This is a genomic window from Oryzihumus sp. (assembly GCF_036391795.1).
Classification (GTDB): domain Bacteria; phylum Actinomycetota; class Actinomycetes; order Actinomycetales; family Dermatophilaceae; genus Oryzihumus.
This window is the reverse complement of the sequence record NZ_DASVZH010000032.1, coordinates 1-16,111: the sequence shown is the minus strand read 5'-3', so window position 1 is coordinate 16,111 and position 16,111 is coordinate 1. Positions and strand designations below refer to the sequence as shown.

The 16,111-nt window shown below is 72.4% G+C and carries 12 protein-coding genes and 2 tRNA genes; 10 read left to right on the top strand and 4 right to left on the bottom strand.

From position 1 onward, the window contains the following. The first annotated feature begins 139 nt into the window (after positions 1-139). Positions 140-1,801, top strand: coding sequence for a phosphodiester glycosidase family protein (locus VF825_RS01650; RefSeq protein WP_331109456.1), 1,662 nt, complete (start codon positions 140-142; stop codon positions 1,799-1,801). Positions 1,802-1,906: 105 nt separating this feature from the next. Here VF825_RS01650 and VF825_RS01645 read toward each other — a convergent pair whose 3' ends face one another. The 3 genes from VF825_RS01645 to VF825_RS01635 form a co-directional block, all read right to left on the bottom strand. Beyond that, positions 1,907-2,674 (bottom strand): crotonase/enoyl-CoA hydratase family protein, encoded by a 768-nt coding sequence (locus VF825_RS01645; protein ID WP_331109454.1) that lies wholly within the window; start codon positions 2,672-2,674, stop codon positions 1,907-1,909. Next, positions 2,671-3,375: a class I SAM-dependent methyltransferase gene (locus VF825_RS01640; protein ID WP_331109452.1), complete on the bottom strand. Its 705-nt coding sequence runs from the start codon at positions 3,373-3,375 to the stop codon at positions 2,671-2,673. The genes VF825_RS01645 and VF825_RS01640 overlap by 4 nt, the downstream gene beginning before the upstream one ends. Before the next feature lie 310 nt (positions 3,376-3,685). Continuing rightward, the gene (locus tag VF825_RS01635) at positions 3,686-4,363 is read right to left on the bottom strand and encodes a response regulator transcription factor (protein WP_331109449.1); all 678 of its coding nucleotides are present in this window, start codon (positions 4,361-4,363) and stop codon (positions 3,686-3,688) included. A 128-nt stretch (positions 4,364-4,491) separates the two neighbouring features. Here VF825_RS01635 and VF825_RS01630 point away from each other — a divergent pair, with 128 nt between their 5' ends. The 6 genes from VF825_RS01630 to VF825_RS01605 all read left to right on the top strand — a co-directional run bounded on the left by VF825_RS01630 (position 4,492) and on the right by VF825_RS01605 (position 10,280). Continuing rightward, a complete protein-coding gene (locus tag VF825_RS01630) occupies positions 4,492-4,959 on the top strand; it encodes a response regulator (RefSeq protein ID WP_331109447.1) in 468 nt (155 codons plus the stop codon). A 114-nt stretch (positions 4,960-5,073) separates the two neighbouring features. Continuing rightward, a complete protein-coding gene (locus VF825_RS01625) occupies positions 5,074-7,419 on the top strand; it encodes a PAS domain-containing protein (RefSeq protein WP_331109445.1) in 2,346 nt (781 codons plus the stop codon). Positions 7,420-7,596: 177 nt separating this feature from the next. Further along, positions 7,597-7,962 carry an STAS domain-containing protein gene (locus VF825_RS01620; RefSeq protein WP_331109442.1) on the top strand — a complete coding sequence of 122 codons (366 nt, stop codon included), beginning with the start codon at positions 7,597-7,599 and terminating at the stop codon, positions 7,960-7,962. 418 nt (positions 7,963-8,380) lie between these two features. Beyond that, positions 8,381-8,467 (top strand) — tRNA-Ser (locus VF825_RS01615). A gap of 349 nt (positions 8,468-8,816) precedes the next feature. Beyond that, the gene (locus tag VF825_RS01610) at positions 8,817-9,773 is read left to right on the top strand and encodes a sensor histidine kinase (protein ID WP_331109440.1); all 957 of its coding nucleotides are present in this window, start codon (positions 8,817-8,819) and stop codon (positions 9,771-9,773) included. Between the two features lie 303 nt (positions 9,774-10,076). Next, positions 10,077-10,280 (top strand): cold-shock protein, encoded by a 204-nt coding sequence (locus VF825_RS01605; RefSeq protein WP_034805904.1) that lies wholly within the window; start codon positions 10,077-10,079, stop codon positions 10,278-10,280. Between the two features lie 120 nt (positions 10,281-10,400). Here VF825_RS01605 and VF825_RS01600 read toward each other — a convergent pair whose 3' ends face one another. Continuing rightward, positions 10,401-12,311: a penicillin-binding transpeptidase domain-containing protein gene (locus tag VF825_RS01600; RefSeq protein WP_331109436.1), complete on the bottom strand. Its 1,911-nt coding sequence runs from the start codon at positions 12,309-12,311 to the stop codon at positions 10,401-10,403. Between the two features lie 93 nt (positions 12,312-12,404). Here VF825_RS01600 and VF825_RS01595 point away from each other — a divergent pair, with 93 nt between their 5' ends. The 3 genes from VF825_RS01595 to VF825_RS01585 all read left to right on the top strand — a co-directional run bounded on the left by VF825_RS01595 (position 12,405) and on the right by VF825_RS01585 (position 15,999). Next, positions 12,405-14,075, top strand: a complete 1,671-nt coding sequence (locus tag VF825_RS01595; RefSeq protein ID WP_331109434.1) for a fatty acid--CoA ligase — start codon at positions 12,405-12,407, stop codon at positions 14,073-14,075. A gap of 110 nt (positions 14,076-14,185) precedes the next feature. Further along, positions 14,186-15,796 carry an LCP family protein gene (locus VF825_RS01590; RefSeq protein WP_331109432.1) on the top strand — a complete coding sequence of 537 codons (1,611 nt, stop codon included), beginning with the start codon at positions 14,186-14,188 and terminating at the stop codon, positions 15,794-15,796. A 113-nt stretch (positions 15,797-15,909) separates the two neighbouring features. Further along, positions 15,910-15,999 (top strand) — tRNA-Ser (locus VF825_RS01585). The last annotated feature ends 112 nt before the right edge of the window (positions 16,000-16,111 follow it).

The window sequence follows — 16,111 nt, the reverse complement described above, 5'->3', positions numbered from 1 at the left end:
CGAGGTCGACGAAACCCGCACAACCCGGCCGGGTTGTGGGGGTTTCGTCGACCTCGGCGCGAGTGAGGGGCCTTCGCGTTCACCCCGCGGTCATTCCGTGACTGCCGCGCGTCTGCATGGCGCCCCTACGGTCCGCGTCATGAGTACTTCCCGCAGCCGCGTCCTGGCCGGCGCCGTCGCCCTCGCGCTCGTCTCCGGTGGCGGCGTCCTCGGAGGGGACCTCGCGTCCGCGACCGCGCAGTCCGGGTCGGCTGCGGTCGTCCCGTCCGCCGACCCCGTGCGGTCCGGTCGGCTCGACCTGGGGGCTCCTGACCTGGCCGAGACGCGGTCCACGCGGGCCCTCCAGCCCGGGGTGACCCTCACCGAGATCACCCGGGGTGGCGCAGACTCCCACCTGGTCTGGACCCTCGAGGCACTCATCCCCGCGTCCTCGAGCTCGCCCGACCCGGACGCACCGCCCCGGTCGATCTCCGACGAGGCCAGCGCCCGGGCGCAGGCGGACCGCCTGGCGGCCAAGGGGTTCCCCGCGAGGGTCGAGCGCGTGGCCCAGCCGCCGACAGCGGACGTGCCCGCCGGGACGCTGGGCTACCGGGTGAGGCTCGGCAGCTACGCGACCAAGGCCGAGGCCGATGCCGCCAACGTCAGGCTCGCAGCGGCCGGCGAGCACGCCTCGTCGGTCTACACGGGATGGGACGGCAACCCCGCGGACCGTGGGCCGTGGCACCTGAAGGTCGTCACCCTCGACCCGCGGTCGTTCCGCGGCACCCTGGACGCGTCATACGGACCGGACCTGCACGACCGGGAGACCACGTCGGCGCTCAGCCGCGCGGCGGGGGCAACGGTCGGGGTGAACGCCGGCTTCTTCGTGCTGGACCCCGCGGCCGGGGCGCCCGGCGACCCGGCCGGGGTCGGCGTCTACCGCGGGCGGCTGCTCTCCGAGCCCACGAACGGTCGCCCCGCGCTGGTGATGCACGACGACGGCAGCCGCACAGGGGTCGAGCGCCTGAGCTGGCAGGGCAGGGTGTCGGTCAATGGGAGAGGGGTGGGGCGTCTCGCTGGCGTGAACCGTGTTCCCGGCCTCATCCGCAACTGTGGCGGTGACTCCGGCGACAGCCCGACCGCGCTGCCGCTGCATGACGTCACGTGCACCGACGACAGCGAGCTCGTCGCCTTCACCCCGCAGTTCGGGACACGGACCCCCACGGGGCCGGGGCGGGAGGTCGTGGTCGACGCCCACCACGTCGTGCGGTCTGTGAACGCCGAGCGTGGGACCGCGCTCGCACCGGGCCTGACCACGGTGCAGGCCACGGGCACCTCGGCCGGTGCGCTGGCGGACGTCCACGTCGGTGAGCGTCTCGACGTCAGTGCCGGCCTCGTCGGGGAGGACGGGCACGCCCGGGCCACCGACCCGGGGACCACCATCGTCAACGGTGGCCCCCAGCTGATGCAGGGTGGGCGTGAGCGCATCACCCAGCAGCAAGACGGGATGGTGCACCCGGGCGACCCGAGCTTCGCCTACGGCTGGGTCGTCAAGCGGAACCCCCGCACCTTCGCCGGGGTGGACGCCCGCGGGCGCACAGTGATCGTCACGGTGGACGGACGCAGCACCGACGACCTGGGGTTGAGCATCCCCGAGGCGGCTGACGTGGCGCGCTCGCTGGGGCTGGTCGATGCGATCAACCTCGATGGCGGCGGCTCGACGACCATGGCGGTGGGCGGTCAGGTGGTCAACCATCCCTCGGACGCGACCGGCGAGCGGCCCGTCGGGGACGCCCTCCTGGTGCTGCCCACCCGCCGCTGAGGCCCGGGCGGCACGTCCGCGCCCGCGAGGTCGACGAAACCCCCACAACCCGGCCGGGACGTGTGGGTTTCGCCTCGGCGCGAGGGGCGGCCGCCGGAACGCGGGTCAGTCGGCGGCGGCGCCGTGCCGCCCGGCGCCGCCGGCGAACCGGCGGGCCCCTGCCAGGGTCTCCTCGGTGAGGGCGAACTGGCCGTGCCGCCACTCGTTGGCGATCGCCGCGCCCAGGTCCGTGCCGTGTTGTTCCAGGGCCGAGAGCCGGTCGTGACGCAGGCAGGTCTGCGGCAGCGCCGCCAGCTCCCGGGCCAGCTGCTGTGCTGCCGCCAGCGCCCGACCGGCGGGCGCCAGCCGGTTGACCAGCCCCATCCGCAGCGCCTCCTCGGCGTCGACGCTGCGGCCAGTCAGGATCATGTCCAGCGCGTGGCTCTGCCCGACCAGGCGAGGCAGACGCACGGTGCCGCCGTCGATGAGCGGCACGCCCCAGCGCCGGCAGTAGACGCCGAACACCGCGCCGGGGTCGGCGACGCGCAGGTCGCACCACAGCGCGAGTTCGAGCCCTCCGGCCACCGCGTGCCCCCCGACCGCGGCGACCACCGGCTTGGACAGGGTCAGTCGGGTCGGTCCCATGCCGCCGGGTCCGTCCCCGGGTGCGGCGGGCAGCGGCGCCCCCTCGGCGACCGCCTTGAGGTCCGCCCCCGAGCAGAACGTGCCGCCGGCACCGGTGAGCACCGCCACCGACTGGCCCGGGTCGGCGTCGAACTCCTCGAACACGGCCGTCAGCTCCGCGGCGTGCGCGGCGTCGACGGCGTTGCGCACCTCGGGCCGGTCGAGGACGACGGTGGTCACGGCGCCGTCGGTGGTCACCCTGATGCTCACGCGCCCTCCTCCGCCACGGCCGGTCGTGCCTGCACCCAGGTGCGGTCCGGCGTGAGGTAGCGGTCCACGACCAGTCCCGCGTCCTGCAGCGCCTGCTCGAACGCGCCGGTGCTCAGCGGCCGGGACCGGAAGGTGTGGGTCCACCGGGCGTCGGGGAAGAGGTACTCGACCACCACCGAGCGCACCCCGTCGCCGACGTCGTCGGAGGACAGCACCCGGACCACGCCGTCGCCGCGTCGCGTCTCACGCGGGACCTGGTCGTGCCAGTCCGCACCCTCACGCTGCACGAGCACGCAGCCGTCCTCGGCGACGTGGCGTCGGCAGGTCCGCAGCAGCCCCTGCCGGACCCCGGGGTCGCCGGCGTGGACCAGGAACGACGCGAGCAGCACCACGTCGAAGCGCTCGGCCAGATCGAGGGTCTCGATGGCGCTCGCGACGGTGCGGGCACCGTGGATGCGTGCCAGCATCGCGGCGGACTCGTCGACCGCCGTGACCTCGAAGCCGCCCTCCAGCAGGGCATGGGTCATCCGGCCTGCCCCGGACCCCAGCTCCAGCAGCCGGGCCGGCGGAGGGACCGCCGCCGCGATGACCTCCGGCTCGTCCCCGACCGGCAGCCGGGCGTACAGCTCCACGGCGCAGCCGTCCGGCGTCATGTCCCCGGGGCCGGTCCCGCGGTAGCCCTCCCGGGCACGTGCCTCCACGTCGTCATGCAACCTGCACTCCGGGACCGGCGCAACACGTCTTCGAGGCCACGGCCGTCATGGGGCCGCCATCGACCCGTCGGCTGACCAGCATGCTTGACCAGACCGGGGCTCCACCGGGGGTGGCTCGGGGGGCGGACGCAGGCGTACCTTCGGAATGAGAAGCCCCTGACCACCGGATCCGCAGCGGCCGGTTCCTGGCGCAGGGGGGCGCGTCCACCTGGGACGCCCGGGTCCCCACCGACTTCGTGGCGGTGGGGACCCGCTGTGTCGGTCGCCGCGGAACCCCCGGTATGGCGTGTGGCTGGTTTCAGGGGCCGGAGAGCAGGCCGCGCTGGATGGCGATGGACATGGCTTCCAGCTTGCTGTGCGCCCCCAGCTTGGCCGACAGGTTCGAGACGTGGTTGCGCACGGTGTTCACGCTCACGTCGAGCTCGGCGGCGATCGCGGCGTTGGACAGGCCCTGAGCCAGCCCGGCCAGCACCTCTTCCTCGCGCTTGGTCAGGGCCGGCTGCGCCCCGCCCGTGCGGGTGAGCTTGGGCAGCAGCCGGGCCAGCAGCTCCGGGGAGATGCTGGCCTCGCCCTGCGCGGCGGCCCGGACGGCGGTTGTCACCTCGGCCAGGCTCCGCGTCTTGGACAGGAACCCTGCAGCGCCGGCCTCCAGTGCCCTGACGAGCACGTCATCGGAGCCCGCGCCGGTCAGGACCAACACGTTCATGCTCGGGCGCAGTGCCCGCAGCTCAGGGATCGCCGCCACGCCGTCGCCGTCGGGCAGCCGGCGGTCCAGGATCAGCACGTCGGGCGAGGACGTCTGGACCCTCGCGCGGGCCTGGGCCAGCGTCTGCGCCAGGCCCACCGTGCTGAGGTCGGGCTCCTCGTCGAGGACGCGCGCCAAGCTGGCTGCGACGACCTCGTGGTCATCGACGATGAGCACGCGGATCGGGCGCGCGCCGTTGACGTGGTCCCCGGTGTCGTGGTCACTGTCCACGCTGTCACCTCCACGCGTCCTCCCTAGTATCCCTGCACTAGGAGCCCTGAGGCGCCGGCATCGCCGAACTGGCCGCGGGTAGTCGCACGATGGCGGTGTCCGAGGTGCCGACAAGGTCAGGCTGGTTCATGTCGCGCGTCCGTGTCCTCATCGCCGATGACCACCCCGAGATGCTGTCCGCGCTGGTCACCGCGGTGGAGGCCGATGCCCGCTTCGTGGTCGCTGCCACTGCCACCTGCGGGGAGCAGGCGACACGTCTCGCGGCCGAGCTGCCTCTGGACCTGGTCCTGATCGACGTGCGGATGCCGGGCGGCGGGCCGGCTACGGCTATGGCGATCGCCAGGCTGCCTCGGGCGCCGGTGGTCGTGGCCATCTCGGCCGAGATCGGCGTGAACACGGTGGCGGCCATGGTGGCCGCCGGGGCGGTCGGGTTCCTGGCCAAGGGGCGGATCGGGGAGACGCTCCCGGAGCTGTTGGCTCGCTGCGCCCACGGCGAGGTGGTGCTGGCCACGCCCACTGGCGCGGCTGCCCTGCGAGCGGTTCTGGGCTCCGGCCGTGTGGAGCTGCCCGAAGCGGTGGGCGGCGCGGCGGTGTGAGGCCGCCGGCTGCGCGCCTGTGGGCACCGGCCTGAAGCGGGCCGCCGACGCAGGTGCTGTGCTTACCATGGCGGCACATCGTCACTGAGGCCCGACCTTCTGGGGGCGAACGGGATGGAACAGCGCACCTGGCTCTCGACCGAGGAGGGCCCGGACGTCGGCCCGCAGATCATCTTCGGGATGGACCCTGCCGGCCGGTGCACCCTGTCGCTCGGCTCGGGACTGGCGGCGCTGGGGTTCCGCCCCGGTGAGATGGTCGGGACGGACCTCCTGGAGTTCTACCGCGACGACCCGCTGGGCACCGAGGCCCTCACCCGGGCCCTGGCCGGTGAGGCCTTCCACGCGGAGAGGGAGTACATCGGCCGTCGCCTCTCGCTGTACTTCGAACCGGTCTTCGATGAGGAGGGCACCTTCACCGGCGCACTCGGCGTCGCCACCGACGTCACCGAGCAACGCCAGCTCGAACGTGAGGCCCGCGCCGCGCGGCGGCGCGACTACCACCTGGCCGAGCTCTCCACCGCCCTGACCCGCGAGGTGCTGGACCTGCCGGCGTTGCTGAACGTGGTGGTCCGTGCGGTGACCGAGGTTGCCGGGCCGACCGGGGTGCTCTGGCTGCGCTCCGCCGACGGCGGGCGACTCAGCCCGGCGGCCGCGTGGGACCGCAGCAGGGCCGGTCGCGACATCGCCGCCATCCTGACGGAGGGGCACGATGTGACGTCGTACGCCCCCGAGGTCGCGGCCGCCGCGGCACTGGCGGCCCCGACGGTGCTCGACCCGGGCGCGTGCGCGAGGGCCACCGCCCCCGGCGGGCTGCTCGACCGGCTGGCGGCCCCGACGACCGCAGAGTCCGTCCTGCGCGTGCCCCTGCACTCCCGCGGGCAGCTCATCGGGCTGGTCGACATCGCCCGGACCGGGGCAGATGGGCCCTTCGGCGACGAGGACGTCGACCTGGTGGTGGACATCGCGGGACGCTGCGCCCTGGCCGTGGACAACGCCCTTCTGCTCAACGCCCACCGCCTGGCCCGCGAGGAGCTGGTGAAGTTCCAGGCCCTGGCCGACGCCTCGGACAACCTCATCGGCATCTCCGACACCGCCGACCGCCTCGTGTACCTCAACCCGCGGGTCGCCGACATCGGTCTCGCGGCGGACGGCCAGGACGTGTGGACGGCGCTGGCCACCTACATCGGGCAGGAGCCCACCGAGGCGATCCGGGCGCAGCGGAACACCGCCGGCCGCTGGTCCGGGCAGGTGCCCCTCCGCGTTGCCCACCATGGCGACGTCGTGGACCGCCTCGTCGACCTGGAATTGTTCCGTCTGCACCACCCGGACACGTCGGCGGACCTGGGGACCGCCTGGATCGCCTCGGACATCACCGAGCTGCGCGCCACGGAGGCAGCGCTCCGGGTCGCCAACGCCGACCTGCTCCGGTTCAACGCGCTCGTCGAGGCCTCGCCGGACTTCATCGCCATCGCGGGCCTGGACGGTGTCGTGCAGTACGTGAACCCGGGTGGACGCGCCATGATCGGCATTGGTGCTGACGTCGACGTCACGACCACCACGATCGCGGACTACCTCACGCCCGAGGGCCTGGCCGCCTCCGTCGAGGTCGAGCAGCCCGCCGTCGTCCGCGAAGGCCACTGGGAGGGGGAGTCCACCCTGCGCAGCCACAACGGGGGCCCTCCGATCCCTGTGGCCATCGCCAGCTTCCTCATGCGTGACGGCCGCACAGGGGAGCCGTTTGCCCTCGCCACCGTGCAACGGGACATCACCGAGAGCCGGGCGGCCGAGAGGGCCCTGCGGGAGCTGGCCGAACAGCGCGAGGCCCTGCTGACCCGGCTGGTCCACGCCCAGGACGCCGAGCGGGTCCGCATCGCCGCGGACGTCCACGACGACACGGTGCAGGCCTGCGCCGCGGTGGACCTGCGCCTGGGGCTGCTGCGGCGAGGCGTCCGGGAGCGAGCGCCGGAGCTGCTCGAGGAGCTGGAGAGCATGCAGGCCAGCGTGACCGGGGCCACCGAACGGCTGCGGGCCCTGCTGTTCGACCTCGAGCCCCCGGACCTGAGTGGGGGGCTGGCCCCGGCGCTGGCCAGGGCGGCAGACGAGGTGTTCGAGGGAGCCGCGGTGCGCTGCACCGTCGAGGGGGGCCAGGAACCGGCGATGCCCGAGGCGACGCGGGCCATGGCCTATCGGATCGCCAAGGAGGCCCTGGTCAACGTCCTCAAGCACTCCAAGGCCGCAAACGTCGCGGTGAGCGTCACCGGCGCGGGCGGGGGGCTCGAGGTCACGGTGCACGACGACGGCGTCGGGCCGGGAGCGGCGGTGAACGGATCCACGCCGGGGCACCGCGGGATCGCCGGCATGCAGGACCGGGCGACCCTTGCCGGCGGTCGGTGCGACGTGGGCGAGAGCCCGCAGGGGGGCACGTGCGTGACCCTGTGGCTGCCCGGTCCCGGCCGGTAGAGCCCTGCCTGGCCTCGGTCGGTAGTGAGCCCTGCCCGGCCCGGGCAGAGTGGCCTCTGCCGGGCCAGGTCCGCAGTGATCCCTTTGCACTAGGCGACCTGCCGCCCCTGCAACGGGCGGCGGCCGCGGGGCAGGGCCCACAGTGGTGGGTGCCGCCAACCGCAGCGAGGAGCACACGTGGACGACCTGACGATCTCCAGCGGGTCCCGAGGGGCCAGCACCGTTGTCCGTGTCGGGGGCGAGATCGACGCCTTCAGCGCCCCGAGGCTTCGCGAGTGGCTGGAGGCGGAGATCAACGCCGGGCACACGCACCTGGTGGTGGACCTCGAGGACGTGGGCTTCATGGACTCCAGCGGCCTCAGCGCGCTGATCGGCGGGCTGGCGGCGGCGCGGTCCCGGAACGGCTCGCTGTCCCTGGCCGGCCCGGGGGAGCGCATCCTGAGGGTCTTGACGATCACCGGCCTGACCGACGTCTTCGAGATCTTCTCCTCCGTCGATGCAGCGTGCGAGGCGTCCGACGGTGTGACCAGCCAGCGCTTCTGATCCCGATGCACTAGGTGGCCTGCTGCCGCCGCAACGGGCGCGGCCCTCGGCACCGGGCGCACAGTGGAGGCGCGCCGACCGGCCCATCCTCCCCCTGCGGAGCCGGTGGACGCACGGTGAGGGCACCGACCGGCCCGTCCCCCGCACTGCGGGGCCGGTCGGTGCCCGTGCGATGTGACGCCCCCTGACCCGGCGGCGAAGCACCGACCGTTCCAGCGGGCATCATCCGCCGGCGGCCGCCTGCGTCTGAGCCTCCGCACCCCCGGCACGTGCTTCACCGTGCTGGCCGACGGTCGTGCAACACTGCTCCCCGACGTCGGCGCCCTCATCCGTTTGCGGAGGGGGCTGGCGCCAACCCTGCGGGACAGTCGCGGGACCCGAGCCTGCTCGGCTCGGACCTCGATGCATCCGCAGGTCAGGAGGGCTCGCATAGTGGCCTAGTGCGGCGGTCTTGAAAACCGCTATGTCGGCAACGGCATCGTGGGTTCGAATCCCACGCCCTCCGCCCACGACGGGAACCCCGGGGCTCTGCGACCGGGGGTTCCCGCTCTCGCGATCCGCCCGCCCGTCACGCGGCTCTGGGTGAAGGGTTGACCACGCCGGGGTGCGGCGAAGTCTTCGTACTGGACAGCCCCTGGACCGCCCCGGCGCGGGCCATGTCCTCCGGGGCTGACCTGCGGGGACGCCACTGCGGCGGGCGAGTGGCAGGTTGTCGCCACTTGTGCCAAAGGTCTGTTCCGCGAGGTTTCTCATGGGTACCGTGATCGGGGTCGGACAACGATGTCGGCGTGTGCAGGCCCGAGGGGAGCCGGTCCCGTCGCCTGGGCACGCCGCCAGTGGAGCGAGGCGTACGGATGGGACTGACCGCCGAGAGTGCACAGCCCGGTGAGGGCTATCGGCACGAGGCGTTCCTGTGGTCGGGCGAGGATGAGTTCCTCTCCGGCACCGTGCCCTTCGTCGAGGAGGCCGTCGACCAGGGCCAGCCCATCCTGGTGGCGCTGATCCGCCCCCGCCTCGAGTGGGTGCGGCGGGAGCTCGGGGGCACCCCCGAGGGGGTCGTCTTCGTCGACATGGCCGAGCTCGGGCGCAACCCGGCCCGCATCATCCCCGCCTGGCGGGCGTTCGTCGACGACAACGGCGGCGGCTCGCGACCGCTGCGGGGCATCGGCGAGCCGGTCTGGGCCGGGCGGCGTTCCCCCGAGGTCACCGAGTGCCAGGTGCACGAGTCGCTGCTCAACCTCGCCATCGGGCCGACCGTGCCGCTGTGGCTGCGCTGCCCCTACGAGGCCGACGCGCTCGACGGTGCGGTCATCGACGAGGCCCACCGCAGCCACCCCCAGCTCGTGGAGCGCGGTGAGGAGCACGACAGCACCCGCTACGGCGGCATGGCCCACATCCGTGCGGCGTTCGAGCTGCCCCTGCCCGAGCCGGCGGCCGCGCAGGTGGACGTCGAGGAGTTCGGCGTCGGGGACCTCGGCCGGCTGCGGGCGCTGGTCGGGCAGCGGGCCAGCGAGACCCGGCTGCATCCGGACCGGGTCGAGGACCTCGTGCTCGCCGTCCACGAGGTGAGCGCCAACAGCGTGGACCACGGCGGCGGGGGTGGGGTGCTACGCGTCTGGCGCGAGCCCGACCGGATCGTGTGCGAGGTGCGCGACCGCGGGCGCATCGACGACGCCCTGGTCGGGCGGCGCACCCCGACGCTGGAGCAGGGCCGGGGCAGGGGCCTGTGGCTGGCCAACCAGCTGTGCGACCTGGTCCAGATCCGCTCGCTCGCCGACGGCACCGCCGTGCGCGTCTCCTGCTGGCTCTGATCTCGGCCCTGACCTGCGGCGACGGTTCGCGGCGCGTGGCCGGTGCCGCGCGTACCACAGGGTCCCCGCCCCGGCGAAATTCGGGCCGTCCTTGTGCTGGATAGAACCCTGGCGGAGACGAGTCATCGTGCTAACGTGACGACCGGTTGCAGTTGCAGTTCCTCGCAGGTCGAAGAAATGCCCGCCCACCAGCGGGCTTTTTTCATCAGAACGGGCATGTCCCGCAGGTGTGGGGGTAGTGCGGCAGCCTGGAGCCCGCGAGGTGTGGGCTCCATTGGCCACACAAGGAAATGAGTTATCCCCATGGCACAGGGCACCGTCAAGTGGTTCAACGCTGAGAAGGGCTTCGGCTTCATCGCTCAGGATGGTGGCGGCCCGGACGTCTTCGTCCACTACTCCGCCATCCAGACCAACGGCTACCGCTCCCTCGACGAGGCGCAGCGCGTCGAGTTCGAGGTCACCCAGGGCCCGAAGGGCCCGCAGGCCGACGCCGTTCGCCCTCTCTGAGAGTCGAGCTGCAGCTGACGCACTGACGTCGCACAGCACGAAGCCCCCGGGACCTGTCCCGGGGGCTTCGTCGTGTCCGGCCCGTGGTCGACCCAGCTCCGGTATGCCGTGTGGCCGGCGTCAGTGCAGGCCGGCGAGGAACGTCTTCGCGAGGGGTGCGGCGACGTCACCGCCGCTCTTGCCCTCCTCCACGAGCACCGCGAAGGCGATGTCGCCCTGCCAGCCGGTGAACCAGGCGCGGGTCTTGTACGGCTTGCCGGTGCCGAACTCCGCCGTGCCGGTCTTGCCGTAGACCGGGCCGCCGGGAGCGTCGTTGATCTTGGTGCCCGTGCCCGAGGTGACCACCAGGCGCATGAGCTGCTGCAGCTGGCTGACCGCCTGGGCGTCCAGCGCCTTGGGGGTGCGGTCGACGCCCTGCGGGGCCGGGGACGTCACGAGGACGGGCGGGAGGTAGCTCCCGCGGGCAACCGAACCGGACATGACCGCCAGGGCTGCGGGGGAGACCAGCGTCTTGCCCTGCCCGAAGGCGGTCGTCGCGCGCTCGGTGGCTCCGCTCGCCGGCGGGATGCTGCCGTCGAATGCCGGGACGCCGAGGTTCTTGGCCCAGCCGGCGCCGATGCCGAGTGCGGTGGCCGCCTGGTGCAGGTCGTTGTTGCCCAGCCGGCTCACCCCCAGGCCGATGAACGCGGTGTTGCAGGACTTGGCGAAGTCCTGGGAGAACGGCACGGTGCCGAACTTCTCGCCCTCGTAGTTCTGCATCGTCGTGCCCTCGACGGTGACCTTCGGCGGGCAGTTCACCGGGGTCGTCGGCGTCAGGCCATGCGTGAGCAGGGCGTAGGTCGTGGCCACCTTGAGGGTCGACCCCGGGGCGTACTGGCCGCGCAGCGCGCTGTCGATGCTCTGGCCGGCGCTGTTGGCCACGGCCAGCAGCTGGCCGGTCTTGACGTCGACGGCGACCAGCGCCGACGGGACGTTCTTGCTGCCGGTGAGCGCTGCCTCGGCGGCGCTCTGCACCTTGGGATCGAGCGTCATCGTGACCGAGGCGCCGTCCTTGGGGGGCACCGTGAACAGCTCCGTGCCGGTCGCGCCGCCCACCCGGATGGAGATGCCCGGCGTGCCGCCGAGGACCGTGTCGTACGCTGCCTGGACTCCGGTCAGGCCGGCGCGGTCGCCCACGGCGAACCGGCCGTTGCTGGCCTGGATCCGGTCGGCGCTGACCATGCCGTAGGAGCCGAGCAGCGGCTGGGCAAACGTGCGGCTCGCGGCCAGGGGCTGGTCCCGGGTGGGGTGCACGACCCCCGGCAGGGCGTCCAGGCTCGCCTTGATCGGCGCGAAGTCGCTCTCGCGGTAGGTGATGACGTCGATGACCTGCGAGGACTTCGCCGCCTTGGCCTTGGCCAGGGCCGTCACCAGCGTTCCGGGCGCCGTGTGCGTCAGCTTCTCCACGGCCGTCGCGGCCGCCGGGGTCGCCTTCGCCGGGTCGAGCCCGATGTCGTAGACGGTGCCGTTCGTCACCAGGGGCTGGCCGTTGCGGTCGAGGATGTCGCCGCGCTTTCCCCACGTGTGCTCGAAGGACAGGGCGGTGCCCGCCGGCACCTTGGGGTGCCACAGCGACGTCGTGCCGTTGGCGACGACCCCCCATATCTGGTTGGTCTTCTTCAGGCCGACCGACTCGTCGTAGGCCCACGTCCGGCCCGTGCCGACCTGCCACGCCACGTGCAGCTCGGCCGTGCCGGTGTCGCCGTTGCGGTGGACGTCGGTCACGGAGACCTTGACCGGCACGGCGCCCAGTGGCCCGGTGGTCGCGCGGAAGCTGGCCGCGACCTGCTTCGGCGAGGACCCGGCATACGTCGCGATCGGGTCGTCGAGCTTGCGGGCGGTCCAGGCCCGGGCGAAGGAGGTCGCGGCGGTGTTGGCCGCGCGGTCGTCGCGCGCCCCCTCACGATGCTGGAGCAGGACGTACCCCCCGGCCGCCGCTCCCACCACGAGGACCCCGCCCACGATCGAGGGGAGGAGGATGCGTCGATTCATGGGGGCCATCAAACCTCATGTGGCTGGGTTGTCCCGAAACGCCGGTGCCGGCATACCCTCCCGCGAGGGCGCGACGCATGGCAGGCTCCAGCCATGAAGAGCACCATGCAGGACACCCAGCTGCTCATCTCCCGCATCCTCCTCAACGGCACGCGCATGCATGCCGACCAGGAGGCCGTCACCTGGACCGCCGAGGGTCCCCGGCGCACGTCGTACGCGGAGGTGGGCCGCAAAGCCGCCCAGCTGGCGCATGCGCTGCGCGGTCTCGGGATCGACGGCGACCAGCGCGTGGCGACCTTCATGTGGAACAACGCCGAGCACCTGATCAGCTACCTGGCCGTGCCCTCGATGGGTGCCGTCCTGCACGCGCTGAACATCCGGCTCTTCCCCGAGCAGGTCATCTATGTGACCAACCACGCGGAGAACCAGGTCGTCATCGTCGACAACTCCCTCGCCGCCCCGTTCAGCAAGCTGCTGCCGCACCTGGCCACGATCCGTCACGTCATCGTCAACGGGCCGGTCCCGGACGAGGTCCGCAACGCCCTGGCCGGCGCCAGCGACCGGATCGAGGGCGTGCACGACTGGGACGAGCTGCTCTCCGGACAGCCGGACACCTTCGACTGGCCCGAGCTGGACGAGACCTCGGCGTCGTCGATGTGCTACACCTCCGGCACCACCGGCAACCCCAAGGGCGTCGTCTACTCCCACCGCTCCAACTACCTGCACACCATGCAGGTCTGCATGCCGACCAGCCTCGACATCCGCCAGGGCGACCGGCTGCTCGCCGTGGTGCCGATGTTCCACGCCAACGCGTGGGGCCTGCCCTACGCCGCGCTCATGGCCGGGGCCTCGCTGATCCTGCCGGACCGGTTCCTGCAGGCCGAGCCGCTGGCCCGGATGATCGAGACCGAGAAGGTCACCGGTGGCGGCGCGGTGCCGACCATCTGGAACGACCTGCTGCGCTACCTGGACCAGAACCCCACCGACTGCTCGTCGGTGCGCTCGGTCGTCGTCGGCGGCTCGGCGTGCCCGCCGGCACTGATGCGGGCGATGCAGGAGCGGCACGGCGTCACGGTGGTCCACGCCTGGGGGATGACCGAGATGTCCCCGCTCGGCTCGACGGCGGTCGCCCCGGTGGGCACGACCGGTGAGGAGCACTGGCGCTACCGGGAGACGCAGGGTCGGGTCTCGCTCTCGCTGGACTACCGCCTCGTCGGCCCGGACGGTGCCGAGCAGCCGTGGGACGGCACCAGCGTCGGCGAGGTCGAGGTGCGCGGGCCGTGGATCACCGGCGCCTACTACGACAACGGCCAGAACACCGAGGCCGAGCGGGCTGACGCCGAGAGCAAGTTCGACGACGGCTGGCTGCGCACCGGTGACGTCGGTTCGCTGACTCCCGACGGGTTCCTCGTCCTGACCGACCGGGCCAAGGACGTCATCAAGTCCGGCGGCGAGTGGATCTCCTCGGTCGACCTCGAGAACGCCCTGATGGCGCACCCCGATGTGGTCGAGGCCTCCGTGGTCGGGGTGCCCGACGAGAAGTGGGGGGAGCGGCCGCTGGCCACCGTGGTGCGTGCCCCCGGGGCCACCGTCGACGCGGCGCAGCTTCAGGAGTTCCTGGCCGCCAAGCTGGCCCACTGGCAGGTGCCCGAGCGCTGGGCGTTCATCGACGAGGTGCCCAAGACCAGCGTCGGGAAGTTCGACAAGAAGGTCCTGCGCCAGCGGTATGCCGAGGGGCAGCTCAGCGTCGAGACACTCACCTGACGTCTCGGGCGCGTTTGGGGAACTCACATGTGGTCCGTCTACACTCCCTCGGTTACAGCCGGGTGTGCGCGCCATGCGCGCTGCCCGGGCCGGTACAGGAAGGCTCTTGAGTGACCCGCTCACGCGCGGATCGCGGCCGAGGCAGGTCGCGTCGGGAGGCCCTCGACACCCGCTCCGGGGGCGAGGGCCTCGACACGAGCGCGTCCGAGCCCGGCACCCGGCGGGCCAGGAGGGACGAGCACCGGCGAACCCACCGGCATCCCCTCCTGCGGCGCGGCGCCATCATCGGCGCGGCGGTCATGGCGGTGGTCCTCGTGCTGGGCCTGCTGGCCTACATCAAGCTCAACGGCAACATCCACAAGCTCGACCTCGCCGGCCAGCTCGGCTCGCGGCCGAAGACCCAGGCGAGCGTCAACGCCCAGACCGACCTGCCACCGATGAACATCCTCGTCATGGGCTCGGACACGAGGAACCTCGGCAAGGGGGTGTCCGGGTTCGGCAGCGTCCAGGAGATCGCGGGGGCCCGCTCGGACACCACCCTCCTGGTGCACCTCGCCGCCGACCGCAAGTCGGCCCTCGTCGTGAGCATCCCTCGGGACACCATGATGAAGGGCCCGGTCAGCTGCAAGGACAAGAACAACGACATCACCACCTGGCCCGAGCGTCAGTTCAACTCCAACTTCGAGCTCGGCGGGCCGGCGTGCACGATCCGCACGGTCGAGCAGAACACCGGCATCCGCGTCGACCACTTCATGGTGCTGAACTTCCTCGGCTTCGAGGCGATGGTGGACGCGCTCGGCTCGGTGCCGGTCTGCGTGCCCAAGGCGGTCAACGACCCCAAGAGCGGGCTCAAGCTCCCCAAGGGCCGCAGCGAGGTCACCGGGGCGCAGGCCCTGGCGTTCGTGCGGGCCCGCTACACCCTCGGTGACGGCTCCGACCTCAGCCGGATCGACCGGCAGCAGGCGTTCCTGTCCTCGATGGTCCAGGTGGCCACGAGCAGCGGCACCCTGCTGCGCCCCGACAAGCTGTTCCGCTTCCTCGACGCGGCCACCAAGTCGCTGACCACCGACCCCGGCCTGGGTGACCTGAACTCGCTGCGTGAGGTGGCCCAGAGCGTGCAGGGCCTGTCCTCCTCGCAGATCCGCTTCCTCACCGCCCCGACCCAGCCGTACCCGCCGAACCCGGCGCGGGTGGAGTTCACCCCCAAGGCGTCGGCGCTGTGGGAGGCGATCGCCAAGGACGACCCGCTGCCGGGCACCGGGTCGAAGAAGGCCCCGACCGGGCCGGTCACGCCCGCGCCGTCGCAGGAGCCGCTGATCGTCACCCCGGACAAGATCCACGTCTCCGTCATCAACGACTCCGGCGTCTCCGGCATCGCCCGCCAGGATGCCGGCGACCTCGAGCTGCAGGGCTTCCAGGTCGACGGGTACAAGTCGGGCAGCAACCCGCACAGCGGCGTGATCGTCAGCTACAGCCCCAGCAAGGCCGACTCGGCGCGCACCGTCGCCGCTGCCTTCCCCGGCGCCAAGCTGAGGGAGGACGACCTGCTCGGCGAGGCGATCGAGGTCAGCGTCGGCACCAACAGCCCCAACGTGGTGGCCGTGCCCAACCGGGTCGGCACGCAGGCGCTGCCCACGCACACCCTGTCCGCCACCGTCCCCACCACGACGCCGACGTTCAAGGCCCGCGTGGCCAATGCCGACATCTGCTCGATGAACTGACCATGCGTCGGGGCAGGGCGGCAGGCCGTTTTGCCCCGGCGGTGCGCGGGCGGATAGCCTGTGCAGGCTCACGGTCCGTGAAGGTGCTTCGGCACAGCCGTCGCCGTGCGCTCGGAGGCGTCGCCTAGCCCGGTTTATGGCGCCCGCCTGCTAAGCGGGTTGAGGTTAATCACCTCTCGCGGGTTCAAATCCCGCCGCCTCCGCTCCGAAAAAGGGCCCCTGACCTGCGGAAACGCAGGTCGGGGGCCCTTCGGTTTCGCCCGCGTCCACATCGCGTCCACATCGTTCGAACAAACGTTCTGTGCGTGTTCCCTC